This is a genomic window from Armatimonadota bacterium, from assembly GCA_016125185.1.
In the GTDB taxonomy this organism is placed as follows: Bacteria; Armatimonadota; Fimbriimonadia; order Fimbriimonadales; family Fimbriimonadaceae; genus Fimbriimonas.
In genome coordinates, this window is the sequence record WGMG01000006.1 from 1,228,377 (window position 1) to 1,245,331 (window position 16,955).

At 56.6% G+C, this 16,955-nt stretch carries 14 protein-coding genes and 2 pseudogenes; 4 read left to right on the forward strand and 12 right to left on the reverse strand.

Features of this window, described 5'->3' with window-relative positions; translation table 11 throughout:
* Position 1: 1 nt before the first annotated feature.
* The 4 genes from GC165_13770 to purL are packed head-to-tail and all read right to left on the reverse strand — an operon-like array spanning position 2 to position 5,504.
* Positions 2–916 (reverse strand): ATP-binding cassette domain-containing protein, encoded by a 915-nt coding sequence (locus GC165_13770; protein ID MBI1333937.1) that lies wholly within the window; start codon positions 914–916, stop codon positions 2–4.
* On the reverse strand, positions 906–1,775 hold the full coding sequence (locus GC165_13775) for a hypothetical protein (protein MBI1333938.1): 870 nt from the start codon (positions 1,773–1,775) through the stop codon (positions 906–908). Before GC165_13775 ends, GC165_13770 begins: the two co-directional genes overlap by 11 nt.
* Entirely contained in the window at positions 1,776–3,248 is a 1,473-nt protein-coding gene (locus tag GC165_13780; GenBank protein MBI1333939.1) for a tetratricopeptide repeat protein, read from the reverse strand.
* A 30-nt stretch (positions 3,249–3,278) separates the two neighbouring features.
* A complete protein-coding gene (gene purL, locus GC165_13785; GenBank protein ID MBI1333940.1) occupies positions 3,279–5,504 on the reverse strand; it encodes a phosphoribosylformylglycinamidine synthase subunit PurL in 2,226 nt (741 codons plus the stop codon).
* Between the two features lie 165 nt (positions 5,505–5,669).
* Here purL and GC165_13790 point away from each other — a divergent pair, with 165 nt between their 5' ends.
* The 4 genes and pseudogenes from GC165_13790 (at position 5,670) to GC165_13805 (ending at position 7,991) form a co-directional block, all read left to right on the forward strand.
* Complete coding sequence (locus GC165_13790) at positions 5,670–6,080, forward strand: hypothetical protein (GenBank protein MBI1333941.1); 411 nt, start codon at positions 5,670–5,672, stop codon at positions 6,078–6,080.
* Positions 6,081–6,113: 33 nt separating this feature from the next.
* The gene (locus tag GC165_13795; GenBank protein MBI1333942.1) at positions 6,114–6,668 is read left to right on the forward strand and encodes a LemA family protein; all 555 of its coding nucleotides are present in this window, start codon (positions 6,114–6,116) and stop codon (positions 6,666–6,668) included.
* A 98-nt stretch (positions 6,669–6,766) separates the two neighbouring features.
* Positions 6,767–6,934, forward strand: a pseudogene (locus tag GC165_13800) (prepilin-type N-terminal cleavage/methylation domain-containing protein).
* A gap of 916 nt (positions 6,935–7,850) precedes the next feature.
* A pseudogene (locus GC165_13805) lies at positions 7,851–7,991 on the forward strand (prepilin-type N-terminal cleavage/methylation domain-containing protein).
* A 1,258-nt stretch (positions 7,992–9,249) separates the two neighbouring features.
* Here GC165_13805 and GC165_13810 read toward each other — a convergent pair.
* From GC165_13810 to GC165_13845, 8 genes are all read right to left on the reverse strand, one after another.
* Positions 9,250–10,161: a hypothetical protein gene (locus GC165_13810; GenBank protein MBI1333943.1), complete on the reverse strand. Its 912-nt coding sequence runs from the start codon at positions 10,159–10,161 to the stop codon at positions 9,250–9,252.
* A 294-nt stretch (positions 10,162–10,455) separates the two neighbouring features.
* On the reverse strand, positions 10,456–11,529 hold the full coding sequence (locus tag GC165_13815; protein MBI1333944.1) for a shikimate dehydrogenase: 1,074 nt from the start codon (positions 11,527–11,529) through the stop codon (positions 10,456–10,458).
* A gap of 19 nt (positions 11,530–11,548) precedes the next feature.
* A complete protein-coding gene (locus GC165_13820; protein ID MBI1333945.1) occupies positions 11,549–12,457 on the reverse strand; it encodes a quinate 5-dehydrogenase in 909 nt (302 codons plus the stop codon).
* Positions 12,458–12,838 (reverse strand): hypothetical protein, encoded by a 381-nt coding sequence (locus tag GC165_13825; GenBank protein ID MBI1333946.1) that lies wholly within the window; start codon positions 12,836–12,838, stop codon positions 12,458–12,460. It lies immediately after the preceding gene.
* Positions 12,839–12,946: 108 nt separating this feature from the next.
* Positions 12,947–14,248, reverse strand: coding sequence for a flagellar hook-basal body complex protein (locus tag GC165_13830; protein MBI1333947.1), 1,302 nt, complete (start codon positions 14,246–14,248; stop codon positions 12,947–12,949).
* Between the two features lie 142 nt (positions 14,249–14,390).
* Positions 14,391–14,753 carry a flagellar protein gene (locus GC165_13835; protein MBI1333948.1) on the reverse strand — a complete coding sequence of 121 codons (363 nt, stop codon included), beginning with the start codon at positions 14,751–14,753 and terminating at the stop codon, positions 14,391–14,393.
* Between the two features lie 9 nt (positions 14,754–14,762).
* Complete coding sequence (locus tag GC165_13840) at positions 14,763–15,377, reverse strand: hypothetical protein (GenBank protein MBI1333949.1); 615 nt, start codon at positions 15,375–15,377, stop codon at positions 14,763–14,765.
* A 3-nt stretch (positions 15,378–15,380) separates the two neighbouring features.
* Complete coding sequence (locus GC165_13845; GenBank protein MBI1333950.1) at positions 15,381–16,883, reverse strand: hypothetical protein; 1,503 nt, start codon at positions 16,881–16,883, stop codon at positions 15,381–15,383.
* Positions 16,884–16,955 lie beyond the last annotated feature (72 nt).

The following is a 16,955-nucleotide window of genomic DNA, read 5'->3' on the forward strand; positions in this document are numbered from 1 at the left end:
GCTAATTCGGGTTATGGCAGAAGTACGACCGCTCCCCTTCCACGGTCTCCGGCGGATCGACATCGGCGCAAATATCCTGCCGTCGCACGCATCGCGACGCGAACCGACATCCGCGAATCCGCAACTTCGGATCGGGAATCTCGCCCTCCAGCGGGTCGGGCAAGAACATCAGTTTGTCCAGTGTCGGTGCCGATTCCAACAGAGCCTTCGTGTAAGGGTGCTTGGGATTGGAGAAGATCTCATCCGTCGGCCCGGACTCCACAATCCGCCCCAGGTACATAACCATGATTCGGTCCGCCAAGAACCGCACCGTCGTTAGGTCATGCGAGATGTACAGGAAGGCACACCCCTTTTGGCTTCGAATGTCCTTCAGCAAATTCAAAATCTGAGCGCGGATGCTCAAGTCCAGCGCCGATGTTGGCTCATCGCAGATGACCAACGGCGGTTGTAGCGCCAACGCCCGCCCGATCGCCACCCTCTGCCGTTGACCACCGCTCAACTCGTGGGGATATCGGTCGGCAAAGCGAGTATCGAGCCCAACTTCGGTAATCAGCGCGGGAATGTCCACCGGCGTCTGGGTCAGAACTCCTGGCTCCGCCATCGACCGCTTCACCATCCAGCGCGGATTCAGCGAAGCATACGGGTCTTGCCAAACCATGCCGACTTTCCGCGCCATGTCGCGCGTCGTCCCTTCGACCACCGACCCCATCAGCTTGATCGTCCCGCCCGAAGTCGGTTGCAAACCCAAAATCGCTTTTGCCAGCGTCGTCTTGCCGCAGCCGCTCTCGCCGACTACCGCCACGATCTCTCCCGCTTCAATCTCCAACGAGACACCGTCAAGGGCATGAACTTCTCCCCCATGCACCGGGTACGTGACGCTGAGGTCTTTGACGGATAAGATCGATTTACTGCTCAAGGTCCTTCCCTATGATGCTTTGGCTCCAAAACAGTCGGTCGCGGAGCTTATGCAAGAAGTCTTCATTTTGAATGGTAACGAGGTTCGTTGTGCGCGTCGAACGCCGAATTTCCACATAGTCGCCCGGAAGCAGGTGCAGCCTCGTCTGTCCGTCGCCGCTCAAAACCGCGTCTCCGCCCGTATCCAGCCGCAATCGAACCACGCTGTCGGCCCGAAGCAGAAGCGGTCGCGCCGACAAAGTATGCGGGGCCAGAGCCACCAAAATCAGAGCCTCCACCGTTGGATCCACCACCGGACCACCGGCCGACAAATTGTAGCCCGTCGAACCCGTCGGCGTCGAAACCATCACGCCGTCCGCCGGATACGAAGTCAAATGGTGTCCATTGACCTCCACCCCAAAGGTCAGCATCCGATCCGTAATGATTCTCTGCAGGATCGACTCGTTCAGCGTGTGGATCGTCGCCACCGTATGGTCGCCGCGAATCAGGTCGGTCTGAAGCATCATCCGCCGCTCAACCACGTGCTCCCCGTCCACAAACGCGCTCAGCGCCGCACCGATCTCATCTGGAGTGCACTGGGTTACAAACCCAAAGCGCCCAAAGTGGACACCCAAAATCGGCGTTCCTTGTTCGGAGCAGATGTGCGCCGCCCGGATGATCGTGCCGTCGCCCCCGAATGCGATCACCAGATCGCACAAAGCAAGTTCTTCCTTGGGAGCGGATTGAATCTCCAGCTTGCCCGCAACGTGGTCCTCCGCCACGACCTCAACTTGGGCATGCTCAAACAGCCAACGGGCCGCCTCTCGGGCGGCCTCGATGGCATCCTCACGATGCAGATTGACTACAAGAGCTACGCGCAATTAACCGGCAGCACGCATCCGCTTCAGGTTCTTCTGAACGTCGGCGTTGTTCGCATCCATACTCGCGGCCGTCTCAAGAAGCTTGATCGCTTCCGCTCGTTTATTCATCTTCTCGAGGACCACGGCAAGGTTATTGTACGCTGGTACGTAACTCTTGTCAGCCTTGATCGCGCTTTTTAATGCGACTTCCGCAGCGGCGTAGTTCGCGTCACGCAGGTGGCATCGACCGATTCCGTCGAGCGCAGCGGCGCTGTTCGGCATCGTATAGGTGATCTGCTTGTACATGCCCATCGCCGCTTTCGTGTCGTCGGTGTCGTACAGCGCATCGGCCAAAAGCAGGCGAACTTCGTTATCGTTCGAATCGGCTTTCAGCAGGTCCGACCAAATCGGCATGGCCGCTCGGTAGTCACCGTCACGCGAAGCCGCTGCCGCCAGATTCTTCTTGTTGCGGTAGCTCGGGTCGATCGAAACAAGCTTGTCGAACATCGCTCGCGACTCGGTGTACTCGCCCTTGTTGAAGAGGAGGACGCCGAGGTTGCTTAGAGCTTCCTTATTTTCGGAATCCAGGGAAAGAGCCTTTCGAAACGCTTCCTCTGCGCCGTCGGAATCCTTGCCGTCCTTCTTCAGAAGGCCAAGATTCACATAGTAGTTGACGTCACCGGCAAAAGCGTCCTGGTTCGCGTCGTAAAGTCGGGTGAGATCGGCTTTCCGGCCAGTCTTCTCGTAGGAGTCGCCCAGCGCCAGAATGATCGTCTTATCGTTGTTGCCGTTCTTCATCGATCGCTCGATGTACTTGATCGCGTTCGCATAATCGTGCGACTTGTACGCGACGGCGCCGGCATTGCGAGCATAAGTCATGTCCTTGGCATCCAGGTCCGACGCCTTCATGAACGAGGATTCGGCCTTGTCCAACTTGTTCTGACCCTCTTGAGCCACGCCGAGGTTGTTGTAAACCTGCGCCGAGTTCTTTCGCAGGTTAAGAGCGCGAGAGAAGCTCGTTTCGGCTTGGCTGTATCGGTGGTCGTCCAACTGGATGTTGCCAATGTTGTAAAAAGCCTGGAATCGCGTGTCGTCCATCGCGATCAGTTCTTGGTACGTGCTGAGGGCCTTCTGCTTCTGACCCGCCATCAAATACGAGTTGCCAAGGTTGTTCAGCACCTCGAGGTCTTTCGGGCTCAGCGATTTGGCCGTCTCCAGGAACGGGATCGCCTCATCGGCCTCCTTATTGCGCAGGTGCAGGAAGCCAATCCACGAGTTCACATCGGCGTTCTTCGGGTTCTCGCCGTAGAGTTTCATGAAGTCGGTCATCGCCTCGCTGGCTTTTCCGTCCTTGTACTTCGCGGCAGCATCGGCAACTCGTTGCTTAAACGCAACTTCGCTTGCGGTCTGGGCAAATGCCGAGCCTACTGCGATCGTCAACAAAGAAGTTACAAATAATCGCATCGCTGTTTTCATTTCAAGTCCCTTTAACATCACTTTTTATGCCAATCGGCAAAGGTCAAGCTAATTGAGTAAGACATCGAATGTCCCCTCAAAAGCGGCAGTCAATTCAGAAAGGCTCCATTTTTGGGTCTTTCCGGCTATGTCTAGGTTCAATTCGGGCTGTTCAGTAACCGACCCCAGCGCCCGTGCCGAGATCAGAAAACGATCAGCAATTGCTTTAACTTTATCAGGTTCGCTGGTACCAACGACCACCATTCCCGGAATTTCTGCAAACGTTTCGAAAACTGAGCCTATCGAAGCGTGGATTCCATTCCTCGAAGCCATGGCCATCTCGGCTAAAGCAACCCCCAGTCCTCCGTCGCTAATGTCGTGCGCTGACGAAACCAGCTTTTGCTTAGCGAGTTCGTAAAGTAAGGTGCAAAGATCCTTTTCACCGTTCAGGTTTGGTGCCTCCGGCTGGCCGTCTTCGATACCATGAACGACCTGAAGATATGAACTCGCTCCGATTCCCTGCTGAACGGATAAATCGTTCTTCGTTGTGAGCAGGACGAGCGACTCCCCGCACTTCGGCCCCATACCGATGGCATCGTCAGCCGAGTCCAAAATGCCCAGCATTCCGATCATCGGCGTCGGTGGAATCTCGCCCAATTCGCTCTCATTGTAGAAACTCACGTTACCGCTGATGACCGGCGTCTCCAGCGCCTCGCTCGCCTCTGCAATCCCTTCGACCGCCTCTGCAAACTGCCAGTACACATGCGGCTGTTGTGGACTACCGAAGTTCAAACCGTCCGTCACCGCCACCGGCTTCGCGCCCGTACATGCCACGTTCCGCGCCGCCTCGACCACCGCCAACTGGCCACCGCGTCGCGGGTGAAGTCGTGTCCACCGCGCATTGCCGTCGATCTTTACCGAAAAGGCCTTCTGCGAACCGCTCGGCGCGATCGTTGCCGCATCCGCGACGCCCGCCTTATTCACGGTTTGCGTCTGCACCTGCTGGTCGTATTGTCGAAAAACGTATCGCTTGCTTGCGATGTCCGGGCTCGCCAGCAATTTCAGCAAGTCCTCGTGGGTGTCCGTCGCCGGCAGTTCCGTCGGATCGAACTTCTCCGCTTGTCGGAAGTACTCCGGCACCGACTGCTCGCTGTGATACACCGGACAGTGGTCCGTCAGCAACGTCGGATCGAGGTTCGCAATCACTTCGCCCTGCCGCGTCACCGTCACCAAACCGTTATCGGTTACGTGCCCAACCACCACCGCGTGGATGCCCCACTTGTGGAATACATCGATGACCTCCTGCTCGCGGCCCAGATGCGTGACGGCCAGCATCCGCTCTTGGCTCTCGCTCAGCATCAGCTCGTATCCGCTCATGTCCGACTCTCGCATCGGAACCAAGTCCAAATCGACCGTCATTCCAACGCCGCCTTGCGACGACATCTCGACCGTCGAGCAGGTTAAGCCTGCGGCCCCCATATCCTGGATCGCCACGACCGCGCCCGTCTGCAAAGCCTCCAATGTTGCTTCGATCAACTGCTTTTCCGCAAACGGATCGCCGATCTGCACGTTCGGCCGCTTCGCATCGCTATCCTCACCAAACGTCTCCGAAGCAAACGTTGCACCGTGAATGCCGTCCCGGCCCGTCGACGAACCCAAATACAGAACCGGATTCCCGATTCCGCTTGCCGCCGCCGTCGTGACTTCGTCCATCTTGAGCACGCCGACGCACATCGCGTTGACCAGCGGATTCCCGCTGTAGTTGGGGTGAAAATTGACTTCACCCGCCACCGTCGGAACCCCGACGCAGTTGCCGTACCCGGCGATTCCTTCCACCACGTGGGCAAAAAGGTAGCGGTTCTTCTTCACCACCTCCACCGGGGCCGAGCCATGTTCCAAAGGTCCAAATCGAAGCGAGTTCAGCATAGCCACCGGCCGCGCTCCCATCGTCAAAATGTCGCGAATAATGCCGCCAACGCCGGTCGCGGCACCCTGATACGGCTCCACATACGAAGGGTGATTGTGCGACTCCACCTTCATCGTCACGCCCAGTCCGTCGCCGATCGGAACCACGCCCGCGTTCTCAAGTCCGCTCCCTTCGATCGCCTCCTTATACTTCTTAAACCGAGACAAAATCGGGCGGCTGTATTTGTACCCACAGTGCTCCGACCACATGACGGCGAACATGCCCAATTCGGTGTAAGTCGGATCCCGTTGCAGAAGTTCGGTGATGAGCTTGTATTCGCTGTCGTTCAAACCCATCGAGGTGTAGACTTCAGGAGTGAAGGCGGGCATTGTCCTAAGTATATCTTTCGACCACCTCCCCACGACCGCTCACGGATAAGAAAAGCGGCTAACCGAGGGGCCCCAACATCTTATCAACTGTTCTCGGCTCTCGGTTTTCGGCTCCTGGTCAAAGTTCCCTTCGCCCTCGCCCCGAACATGCCGTATCCTAAGAACGTGGCCCCAACCAAAGCCGCCTTTTTCATAGCCCTGCCTCTCGCCCTCTGCGCTTGCGGACGAGACCAAAACCTCTATGGCCACTGGGAAGGCGATCGTGACTGGCGTACGCTTGGCCAACCAAGCGAAGAAGTCGCTCGCGCTCTCGCCGCCATTAACCTCGACCTCAAATCCGACGACAGCTTCGTGCTCACCGACGGCGGAGTCCCTTTCACCGGCACCTGGTACCAAACCGGCGACGGCATCGCCCTTCAGGTCCAAACCATCCTCAATCGCCCGCTGGAAATCCAGTCCGAAAACACCAAAAAGGCTACCGATTTCACCGTCCGCTATGCCAATGGCAACCTCTACTTCCGTTCAACCGCCGACAAAGTCGAAATCGAACTCAAAAAGAAAACGAAACGCGGCTGAAAGGTGTATCGTATTCTCAACTGGAACTAACCCATGGTTGCGCTGATCCTCATCATTGTCATTCTTCTCGTCATCCTCTTCGGATGTATCGGAATCTATAACAGCCTCGTCGCCCTGCGGCGCGACTGCGACAATGCCCTCAGTCAGATCGACGTTCAGCTAAAGCGTCGCTACGACCTCATTCCGAACCTCGTCGAGACCGTCAAAGGCTACATGAAGTTCGAGTCCGAGACGCTCGAAAAGGTCATCCAGGCCCGCAACCTCGCCCTCGGCGCAAAGTCAGTGGGCGAAAAGTCCGCCGCCGACGCCCAGGTCACCACTGCTCTCAACGGCTTCTTTGCCGTCGCTGAGTCCTACCCCGACCTCAAGTCCAGCGCCAATATGCTCTCGCTCCAAGAAGAGCTGAAGACCACGGAGAACAAGGTGTCCTTCGCCCGCCAATATTACAATGACGTGGTCACCCGTCTTAACACAAAAATCGAGCAGTTCCCGTCCTCGATCTTTGCTGGAATGGGAGGCTTCAAAGCCAAGGAACTCTTCGAACTCGATGAGCCTGAAGCTAGGCAGGCCGTCAAGGTCCAATTCTAAGCCGATATTAGGCCCGAATTCGAACCCAAAACCAGGCAAAAATACGCTGTTAAGAAGATGTTAAGTTAACTTTGCCTTAACATGGGAAAAAGCATCATTTGCCCATGCGAAAAGCATTCACGTTGATTGAACTTCTCGTGGTTATTGCCATCATTGCCATTCTCGCCGCCATCCTGTTCCCGGTCTTTGCGCAAGCGAAGGAAGCCGCGAAGAAGACAGCGTGTCTTAGCAACGATAAGCAGATGGCGACGGCCCTCTTTATTTATGCCAGCGACAATGACGATATGCTCTGCCAGACCAGTTGGGAGAGTGACGCTACCCATCCCTATCAAGTCCACTGGTCCTATTTGATGCAGCCGTACATCAAGAACTTTGATATGTTCCGATGTCCGTCCGATTCGACCCCGGTCAAGCCCAAGACGCCCTGCGCCAGCGACGGCGATCTCGGCAAGATGCCGATGGTCTGCGACTGGATTCCGGTCAAGGGTTACTCGTACATCCCGAACTACAACACGATTCCGGCTCACGACTGGCTCCCGGTTAGCCTCACCGCTTTCAACCAGCCCGCCAACACGATCCTCGTGACCGAAAAGCGAGATACTGGCAGCAGCAAGGATGCCCATAAGGGTCTCAGCGGCTTCCTCCCGTCCCAGCCGTGCCCGAACTGGACGCTGGCAACCTACTCGGGTCGCATCCCACCGGCAAACACGTACACCTACACCGATGCTCAGTTGGTCAAGGCCGCTAACCTCAGCGGAACCACCGCCGACTACAAGGAAGTCGACGTCACCCGCGTCGCATGGGATCGCCACTCGGGCAAGAAGTGGGAAGGTGGAGCCAACTACTCCTTCGCCGACGGCCACGCCAAGTTCCAGAAGCTCGAACAGACCCTCAATCCGTCCAACTACGAGTACGGCGAGCGATGGCTCCCGAACTCGGCTCCGTGGAACACTTCGCCCTGCAACTAAGCTTGTAGCCGAAGAAAAGAACATCGAAAACGTCCCTCAAATTCGAGGGGCGTTTTCATAGATCGACACCCAATGTCGAGAATAAGCGATCCGCCGTCGGCGCGGGGGATTATCTGTTTCTCAACCTGTTTTTTTCTTAACAATCGGGGTTCAGCGAAGTTAAGAGGGGCCGTTAATAACCCTCCCTTAACACACTTGCCTTCAGCATGAACCCATGCGAAGAGCGTTTACCCTAATCGAACTTCTAGTGGTTATTGCCATTATCGCGATTCTCGCTGCCATCCTCTTCCCGGTGTTCGCCCAGGCGAAAGAAGCCGCGAAGAAGACTGCTTGCCTTAGCAACGACAAGCAGATGGCCACCGCCCTGTACATGTACGCCAGCGACAATGACGACACCCTTTGTCAAACCAGTTGGGAGAAGGACGCAGACCATCCGTTCCAGGCCCACTGGTCCTTTCTCATGCAGCCGTACATCAAAAGCTTCGACATGTTCAGGTGCCCGTCCGACCCCAATCCGGTCAAGCCTCGCTACCCATGCGCCTCCAACGCCGATCTCGGCAAGATGCCGATGACCTGCGATTGGATCCCCGTCGGTGGCTACTCTTACATCCCGAATTACAACGCCATGCCCGCCCACGACTGGCTCCCGGTCAACATGACCGCCTTCGCCTACCCGGCTACCACAATCCTTGTGACCGAAAAGCGAGACACCGGTAGCGCCAAAGACGCTCACAAGGGCCTCAGCGGCTTCCTCCCGTCGCAGCCGTGCCCAAACTGGACCTTCGCGCCGTATTCCGGCCGCATCCCACCGGCGAACACCTACACCTACACCGATGCCCAATTGGTCAAGGATGCAAACCTCAGCGGAACCGCCGCCGACTACAAACAGGTCGACGTCACCCGCGTAGCTTGGGACCGCCACTCCGGCAAGAAATGGGAAGGCGGAGCGAACTACTCTTTCGCCGATGGCCATGCAAAGTTCCAAAAGCTGGAGCAGACATTGAATCCGTCCAACTACGAGTACGGCGAGCAATGGTATCCCAACTCTGCCCCCTGGAACTCCGACCCCTGTAACTAAACTCTCATAAGAGCATAATCGTATGCTGCAAATTCCCTCTCCCGTTTCTTGAAATGTGAGAGGGTGAGAGCGATCCACCTAGTCTACGTTGAGGAAAACCCAAAGGCTTTCTCCGAATTCTCCAAAGGTAACTCGAGGGTCCGCGTTCGAACCTGAACCCGGAGACTCTAAGGGTTCAAATGGCACTAATATGAACGCAAACGCCTTGCTCCCCGAAAAATGAGGAAAGCCAACTGGGAAGGTGGGCATCTTGCCCACCAAGACCGGCCAAAGGAGGATAGCCCCTTTGGGACTACGCGACTTTTTTCGCGCTTTCGGAGGCGAGACTTGTCTCGCCGTCTCCTCACATTCTAAGTTTCCGCTAAGCGAACCAGATCAGGATCGCCCGCCAATAGATGTAACAAAGTTCAGCCGCTTGGGGGCTGTGAGCGTCTCGCTCACATAAGGCGTCACTCTTGGCACCGGTAAAGAAGTCTGCTTGCCAGCCGAAGTCCGAGGGAGGGTGAAGTCATATCAGCCCCTGACCCAACAACAGCTAAAACGCGCCAGGCGGAACCACTACAATCCCCGGCCCCGGCTCCACGTACGTGGTCAACAAAAACCCGCCTGCCTTCACGCTCGTCGCCACAAAACTCTCGCGGTACGTTCCATCTTCCGACACCTTAGGAATAATCGTCCTCGCCTCCTTCCCGCCCATATCCAGCGTCCCCGGCGTCAGATTTTCGACCCGCAAAAACGGCAGCGTCGCCTCCGTCAATCCCTTCAACCCGGAAACTTTCACCGTCACCGTTGTCTTTTCGCCTTCCTTCAGGTTCGCCTTATCCGACGACAAGTCGACCGAAATCGCCCGTGGCTCCGCCTTCATCGTCGCCTCTCCCTGTCGCAGCGACATCGCGACCGAACCCGGCTTCGTATCATAAGGGACGTAGAACACGGCCGAGCGCATCGATTCGGCCAGGATCGAGAACGACGTGTCACCGTTCCGAAGCTGCGTCTTCGTGGGATCGCCGCCAAACGGCCCCCAAACAACCGCCGGACGCCCGATCTGCATAAAACTGGGAAACGTATAGGCATCCAAACCGCCTGGATCAGGCGAAATCGGAATTCGCATCGCCCCGATCTGGCGGCCATCCTTCGTCCGTACCACCAGCGGATATCCGTTCTTGGCGGTGGTCGGCACAATCCACTTCCGCCAAACCCCGGCCCGGTTTAGCCGCACGCCCGGCACGTCGTTCAAGTACGCCTCGACGCCCTCCATCTGCTTGCTGTCGCTGTCCACAAACACCGACCCTGTGATCGCATCGCCTGGCGAAATGTCGTTCGGGAGGTACACATTCACGCTCCCATAGGCGTTGGAGAACTTCGCGACCACGTATCCCCGATCCTTCGTCGAGTCATCTAGATACGCCGGTGCAGCAATGGCGATAGAAACAAGCGACGCAATCATAACCCATCTCTCAGACGCACAATCCCCATAAAAAGTACGGTTTGCAAAGTGGACAACTTCCCTTCCTCCCTGGGGAGGAAGGGTGCAGGGATGGAGGGGACCAAAGGACTCCGACAAACGGTTCGCCAAAAGCCTATTGGGGGCTGTGAGCGTCGCGAAGTTCCCGCCGAGCAACGCGAGGAAAATGAACGAAGTGAATCGGGACCGCTCACAAAAAAAAGCTTGGACGGCTTCCCGCTTGGCTAATGAGATCAAAGACCCCCAATTCTATGCGATAACCAAATACACCAGGACCTAAGCTCCTACCCCAAGGCCGCGCCCCATCAGCGCCGTCCGAGCCCGCTCAAAAGCCTCTTCCTCAACCGCTCGCTCAAACGACCGGAAGCCCGCAAGTTCAAAACCATGCTTGTCCGCCAGTCGAATCGTCTCCTCGACCTGCTCGACCGACACGTCCTTGCCCAGCGTAAAGTTCTCGATCTTCCCTTCCAGCGCCAGCATCATCGTCTCGCTCATGCACGCATAAGCCGTCTTCGGCGGAAAACCGAAGCTCATTCCAAAATCTACGTTGCCGGGCACCGCCACCACGCCGCCTTCGATCACCAGCACATCCGGCCGTTCCTTCGCCACCTTCACCGATACGTCTCTGGGCCGGGCCACGTCGCAAATGATCGCTCCCGGCTTCAAATGCTCAGGAAAGATCAAATCGGCTCCCGCTGATGTTACGGTGATCACCAAATCCGCCGCTTTGATCGAAGCCACGTCGACCGACGCCTCTGCCCTCGCGCACTCGTCAGCCACCGCCTGAGTTCGCTCAGGATCGCGCCCGACCACTATCGACCGCGAAAAATGCGGCGAAAGCATCCGCGCGCACGTCCGACCAATCGAACCTGTCGCACCAACGACCGCCAGAACCGACGACTCTGGTCGAACCCCGATGATGTCGCAGGCCTTCAAAGCCCCCTGGATCGCCGTCGCGATCGTATAGCTGTTCCCCGTCGTAATCGCAATCGGCGAATTCTTCGCCACGGTGACGCCGCCGTCTCCCACCACGCTCGTGAACGCCCCGAGACCCATAATCTCGGCTCCCTCGGACTTCGCCAGTTCGGAACAATAGATCAGCTTCTCGTACACCGCATCCAGCGGCAACTTATGAAGCATCATGTCCGGTGTCAAAGGACAAATGATGAACAGCCCCTCCGTCTTCGCGCCCGTCTTGCTCTCGACGCCCTTCACGTACGAACCGATGAAAGGCTTCTTCCGACCGTAGAACTTCTCGATCAGCCAGTCGGGCATGTACTTGGCAATCGGGTACTTCCGCGCCGCGTCCTTGGGCTTGATAGGATGGATGACGAACGCAAATCGATGCACAGGTGTTTCCTAAGTTACCTTACGCCTGACTCAGGTCGATCCGATTCGGCTTCCAGCCCAATTTCGCCAGAACTTCGAGGTATTCCTCCGGCTTGATGTCCTCGGGCCGCCGCCCCAGGTGAGCGACAATCACGCCTTCCATCACGTTCGTCGCGAAAGTCTCGCCGTTGATCACCGGCGTCGTGGTGATCGCCGCCGCCACCTTCGCCTCCTGCAAAAACTTCAAATCCGCCTTGCGCAGGGTCTGCGTGATGATCGTCTTGCCTTCCAACTGGTCCGGCATAAACTTTCGGATGTAGTGCCAGTCGCCGCAGATGATGTCGGCTTCCAAAAAGTACTTCGGATACTTTGGTGTGCGCGTCTCTTGCTTCTCGCCCGTCGGATAGAACCACTTAAACGGCAACTTTGTAATGATTGGCAGGAGCAATTTGCCGAGCGTCTTGACCCCACTGTACGTTCGAATTGGGATCGGCATCCCGATTCCGAACAAAAAGTCGCCGTAAACCACCGAAGCGCCGCTCTCGTGCAGAGCCTGCGCCATGCCAAATCGGTCCACCGCACTCACGAGCAGAACTTTCGACTTCGAAAAGTCGATTTCCCCGCTCGCCTGAAGAGCCTTTATCGTCTCGCGCTCCAGCGTATGCTTCAAACCGCCACCATCTACCACCGGCGTCTTCTTCACGCCCTTCACCAGGTTCAAAATCTCACGAAAGGCGTACTTGCGGTCCTCGACCACCAGGTAGATATCTGCCCCTCCGACACCCAACGCATCCACCTTGCCGTCCAATTCCAGGAACAACTCGCCAAAGCGCTTCATGTCGCCATCGGTTCCGCGGCGCTCCAACTGATACGTATCGCCGAGCAGTTCGACGGTCTCTTTCTTGTCCCGCTTGCTCGTTCCCAAACTGACGGATACGACGGTTTTCATTTAGAAGACCGCGATCGCTTCAATTTCGACGTCGACGCCCCGAGGCAGACCCGCAACTGCAACTGTCGATCGGGCCGGAGGCACCGATCCCATCGCCGAGCCGTAAATTTCGTTCACCGTCGCAAAATGGTCCATCGATGAAAGGAAAATCGTCGTCTTCACAATGTTGGAGAAGTCGAGTCCCGCCGCCTTCAGAACCGCACCCATATTTTCGATGACCTGCGTTGCTTGGGCTCGCACGTCGCCGTCCACCAAGGTTCCGTCGGCTCGAAGCGGAATCTGCCCGCTCATAAAGTACAAGCTTCCCGAGGCCTTCATCGCCTGGCTGTATGGGCCGATCGCGGCCGGGGCATCGGAAGTTGAAACGACTTCTCTGGTCATAGCCAAAAGGATACCTACGTACTCCCCAATCGCCGCAAAAGAAAAAGGGACGCCGTTTGGCGTCCCGGTTATCTCCCTCGTTAGACAAAGACCAAAGGGATAGCGTGATTATCGTTTCATGTTGATGAGGTCTTGCAGCAGTTCGTCGACCGTGGTAACAACCTTGGTGTTCGCCTGGAAGCCTCGCTGAGTGACGATAAGATCGGTGAATTCGCTCGAAATGTCGACGTTGGACTGCTCCAAGAACCCGGCGCTGATCGTGCCGCGACCATCGGTTCGAGGCGTTCCAACCAGCGGACGGCCACTGTTGTCAGACTCCAGAAGCAGGTTGTTGCCGCTTCGCTCCAAACCTTCTGGGTTGCTGAACGATGCCAATGCAACCTGAGCGATCGGTCGAGTAAAGCCGTTCGTAAAGATGCCCGTCACGACGCCGTCTTGCGAGATCGAAAACGACTCCAAAGCGCCCGGTGCAAAGCCGTCCTGGTCTGTAGCCGTCACCTGCGACGTTCCGTTCAACTGAGAAATCTTGCTGAAGTTCATGTCGACGCTGAACTGGGCAAATGACTGGCTTGCCGTGGGAGTGAGCGTGATCTGATTAAACGTTCCCGAAGCAAGATTAGAAACTTGGGCACCGCTGCTATCGAAGAACATCGGTTCATTTGTCCCGGTGCTACTGCTGCCGACCAAGGTACCCGTGCCTGGAGTGCCTTCCCAAGCCTCCCAGTCCCAACTGGAAGTCGCACTGGCCGGGCCGCCTGCAGCTGGAGGAACACTGTGGTTCTTCATAACCAGGTTGATATCATGATAGCCACCCTGCGAATCGTAGATTCGCACCGAGGAAGTTGCTGTGTCAGTAGCAACCGCGTTGGCGTTCAAGTTGCCTGCAAACGTGGCGTTGGTCGTCTGCTGAACCGAGTTCAGCGAGCTCGGGATCGATACGTAACTCGTCGGAGACATCGCTTCGGTGGTGTCGATGGCACCGGCCGAAGACCCCTGCCATCCCAAAACGCGCTCACCGGTAGCCGACGAAACGAGATAACCCTGGGTATCGACCTGGAATGAACCGTCCCGGGTAAAGGCCATGCGCTGAGAGTTCGACGTGATGAAGTAGCCGTTGCCCTGAATCGCAAGGTCCGTCGTCTTGTTTGTCTGGTTAAGAGCGCCCTGGGTGTCGTTAACGTCGGTCGAAGTGACCGACACGCCCAGACCGTACTGGATGGGGTTGACGCCACCTCGGCTGGCCGTAGCGCCCGAAGCGCTTCGAACCGTCTGCGACATCATCTCCGCGAAACTGACTCGCGAACTCTTAAACGCGGTGGTATTGACGTTGGCGAGGTTATCGCCGATGACGTTCATTCTCGATTGTTGCGCCTTGATCGATGCGACGCCCGACAGCATTGCTTGTAGCATGTTTAATTAATCCCTTGTTGCTTGGTCCGTGTGAATTTGAAAGGAATGATCGATTCTTTTCGTGGCTTCCCGAGAGATTAATCTTGAGTCCAGCCTTGATCCACTAAATTGTTAGGTCGGTCAAATATCGATTTTCTATAGGTCAAACGACCACAGCGCTATCAATATTTGTAAAAACGTTATCTTTGAGGCTGTCCTTATCGACTGCCGTGATGACGGTACGGTTCTTAATGCTGACGACGAGTGCGGCATTATCGACCAAAACCAGCGATTCTTTCGCTCCTTTGGCCGCCGCTTTATCGACGCCCTGCATCACTCGGTCCCACGCCGATGCATCCAGCTCGATGTTCCGACTTTGAAGCCGGGTTTGAGCGTGGCTGCTCACCTTCAGACGATCCTGCAGAATGGACTTGAATTCGCTCAGATCGGAGACGTTTCCGCCAACCTGTGGCGTCGGCTGATTGTTCAGCAGATCCGATATTCGCGCATTCTGAATCTTGTCCATGGTCCTCTCCTAGCTGATGGTTTGAATCCCGCCGACCGGTAGCTGAAGCTTCGTCCCGGAAGAAGTCGTGATCTCTGCCATGATGGTACCATTCGACGTTGTAATCGAGGTCACATCGCCCTCCATCGGCGTCGTCCCGTTTGATCCTGCGATATGCTTGCCGATCAGGTACGAGTAGTCCGCCGGGATGTAGCTCTGGCCCGCCGCATCCGATGAATACACCTGCTGAACCGAGTCCATCGATACCGATGTCTCCGTGCCATCCAGCTTCTTCACCGTCAGCTTATACGCGCCGTTGGAGAGCGTAACACCCGTTACCGTTCCCGCAATGATCTGATCGCCGGAAGCCGAGGACGTATCCACCGCCCCGATCTGCTTTCCGATGAGGCTTTGCGCCTGCGTAAGGTCACCTTGCTTCTGCAAAGCCTGGAGTCCCTGCACTTGGCCAAGTTGCGAAATCTGCGCAAAATACTCGCTATCGCTAGTTGGATCAAGTGGATTCTGGTTAGACATCTGAACGGTTAACAAATGGATAAAAGTATCCATGTTAAGCTCAGACCTAGGTGCTGATTTAGTCGATACGTAATAAGCATTAGGATCGACACTTGAAACTAATGTTCCCATAGTTTATATCTCCAGATCTAAAAGTGTAGTCGATGCACGTCTCGGCTCGGGTTTCGTCTCCGCCGACGACTCTTGCGTGCCATTTTGTGCCATTCGGTGGTTCACCGCGGCATATCGTGGCTGCTGCTGTTGCTGCTGAGAATTCTGAGATTGCGCCTGCGAGAACTGCTGACCCATGTTCATGGTGTCCGCGCTCGCACTCCGAACCTCGACCTTAACTTGGCCGACGCTTCGGTCAGCCAATGCACCTGCCAAGTCGTTTCGCGACTCGTGCAGAGCCTGGCGAAGCGGCTCGTTCGACGCGCTCAAGGTTGCGGTCAAGCCCTCGACATCCTTTCGGATATTGACGACCACGCTCCCCAGATCGGGCGGCTGCATCTCAACACGAACCTCGTTGCGAACGCTGTTCGCGCTCAGCTCTTCAATTCGCTTGGTCAACGTTTCCACGACTCGCTGTCGCTCAGCCGTAGTCAACTGAGGTCCATTGCTGGGAGTCTGAACTGGCGTCGCATCTGCCGTCTTGGTCGGAGCCGGAGCATCCTTGGCCGCCATCACCTGAACATCCGATTGAGCATCCTTCTGAGCGTCTGACTTGGAATCGCTGTCGCCCTTGCCCTGGCCTAGTTGATTAGAAACCTCGGCCTCGGCCTTTGCGTCGCCCAAGGTCACTTCGGCTTTGCCAGCCTTGATGCCCTTCGACTCCAGCTTCTCGTCGATCTTAACTCCGTCGGCCTTCTTCACGTCGCCCTTATCAAGCGACGCTGCCTTGCCGATCGTCTGAGCGACCGGCGCAACGGAGACAACCGGAGCCGCCGTAGCTTCGGTCAAAGCCGCATTGGAAGTCGTCTGAATCGACGTGATGTTCAGCGGAGTCTCAACCTTCTCGGCCGGCATTGGGCCGGTCGGAGCCGTCTTTGCCGTCCCACGCGAGTCGACCGGCATCGGCGAAGAGCCGTTGATCACGGCGCTCTTCGGGTTAGCCGCCAGATTTCGCAGTTGGCCATTCGTCACCATCGAAGACACAAGTTGTGCCATGTCGAACGGAACGTCCTTCGTACCAACCGGGTCGGTTGCGTCGGAGGAGACCGTCGTCGCGACGGGCAGAATCTGCTGAGCCGGAGCCGGATCAACCGGTGCCGTCTTGCCGACGGTTGAAATTGGGTTAATCGAAGGCGAAGTCTTATCCGTCTTCGGCGCAGTTCCCGGGGCTGGCGCGATCGCCAGTTGGGGCGCGTTAAGAAGTTGAACGGGAATGGTGACAGCCTGATCGATAAGAACGGCTACCGGAATTTCTTTGCCGGTTCCTTTCTTGTCGGAATCCTTGGAGTCCAGTTTCTGCAGTTGAGCATTCGGCTCGGTGTCTGCGACTTCTCCAGGAGTCTCGTCCCCTCCTTTTGCCTGTTGAAGAGTCTTTTCAAACTCATCTGGCGGTGGGGGCGGCTCGGTTCCCTTCCCTGGCGGAGCTGGCGGCGCAGCCCCTCCATCTAACATTAGACGTAGGTCCATCCTTGTTGAGTATCGGGCAGCGTTGGAATTTCATTAGGGACCCGGCGCGGGATTCGCTAAATAAGCCATAAT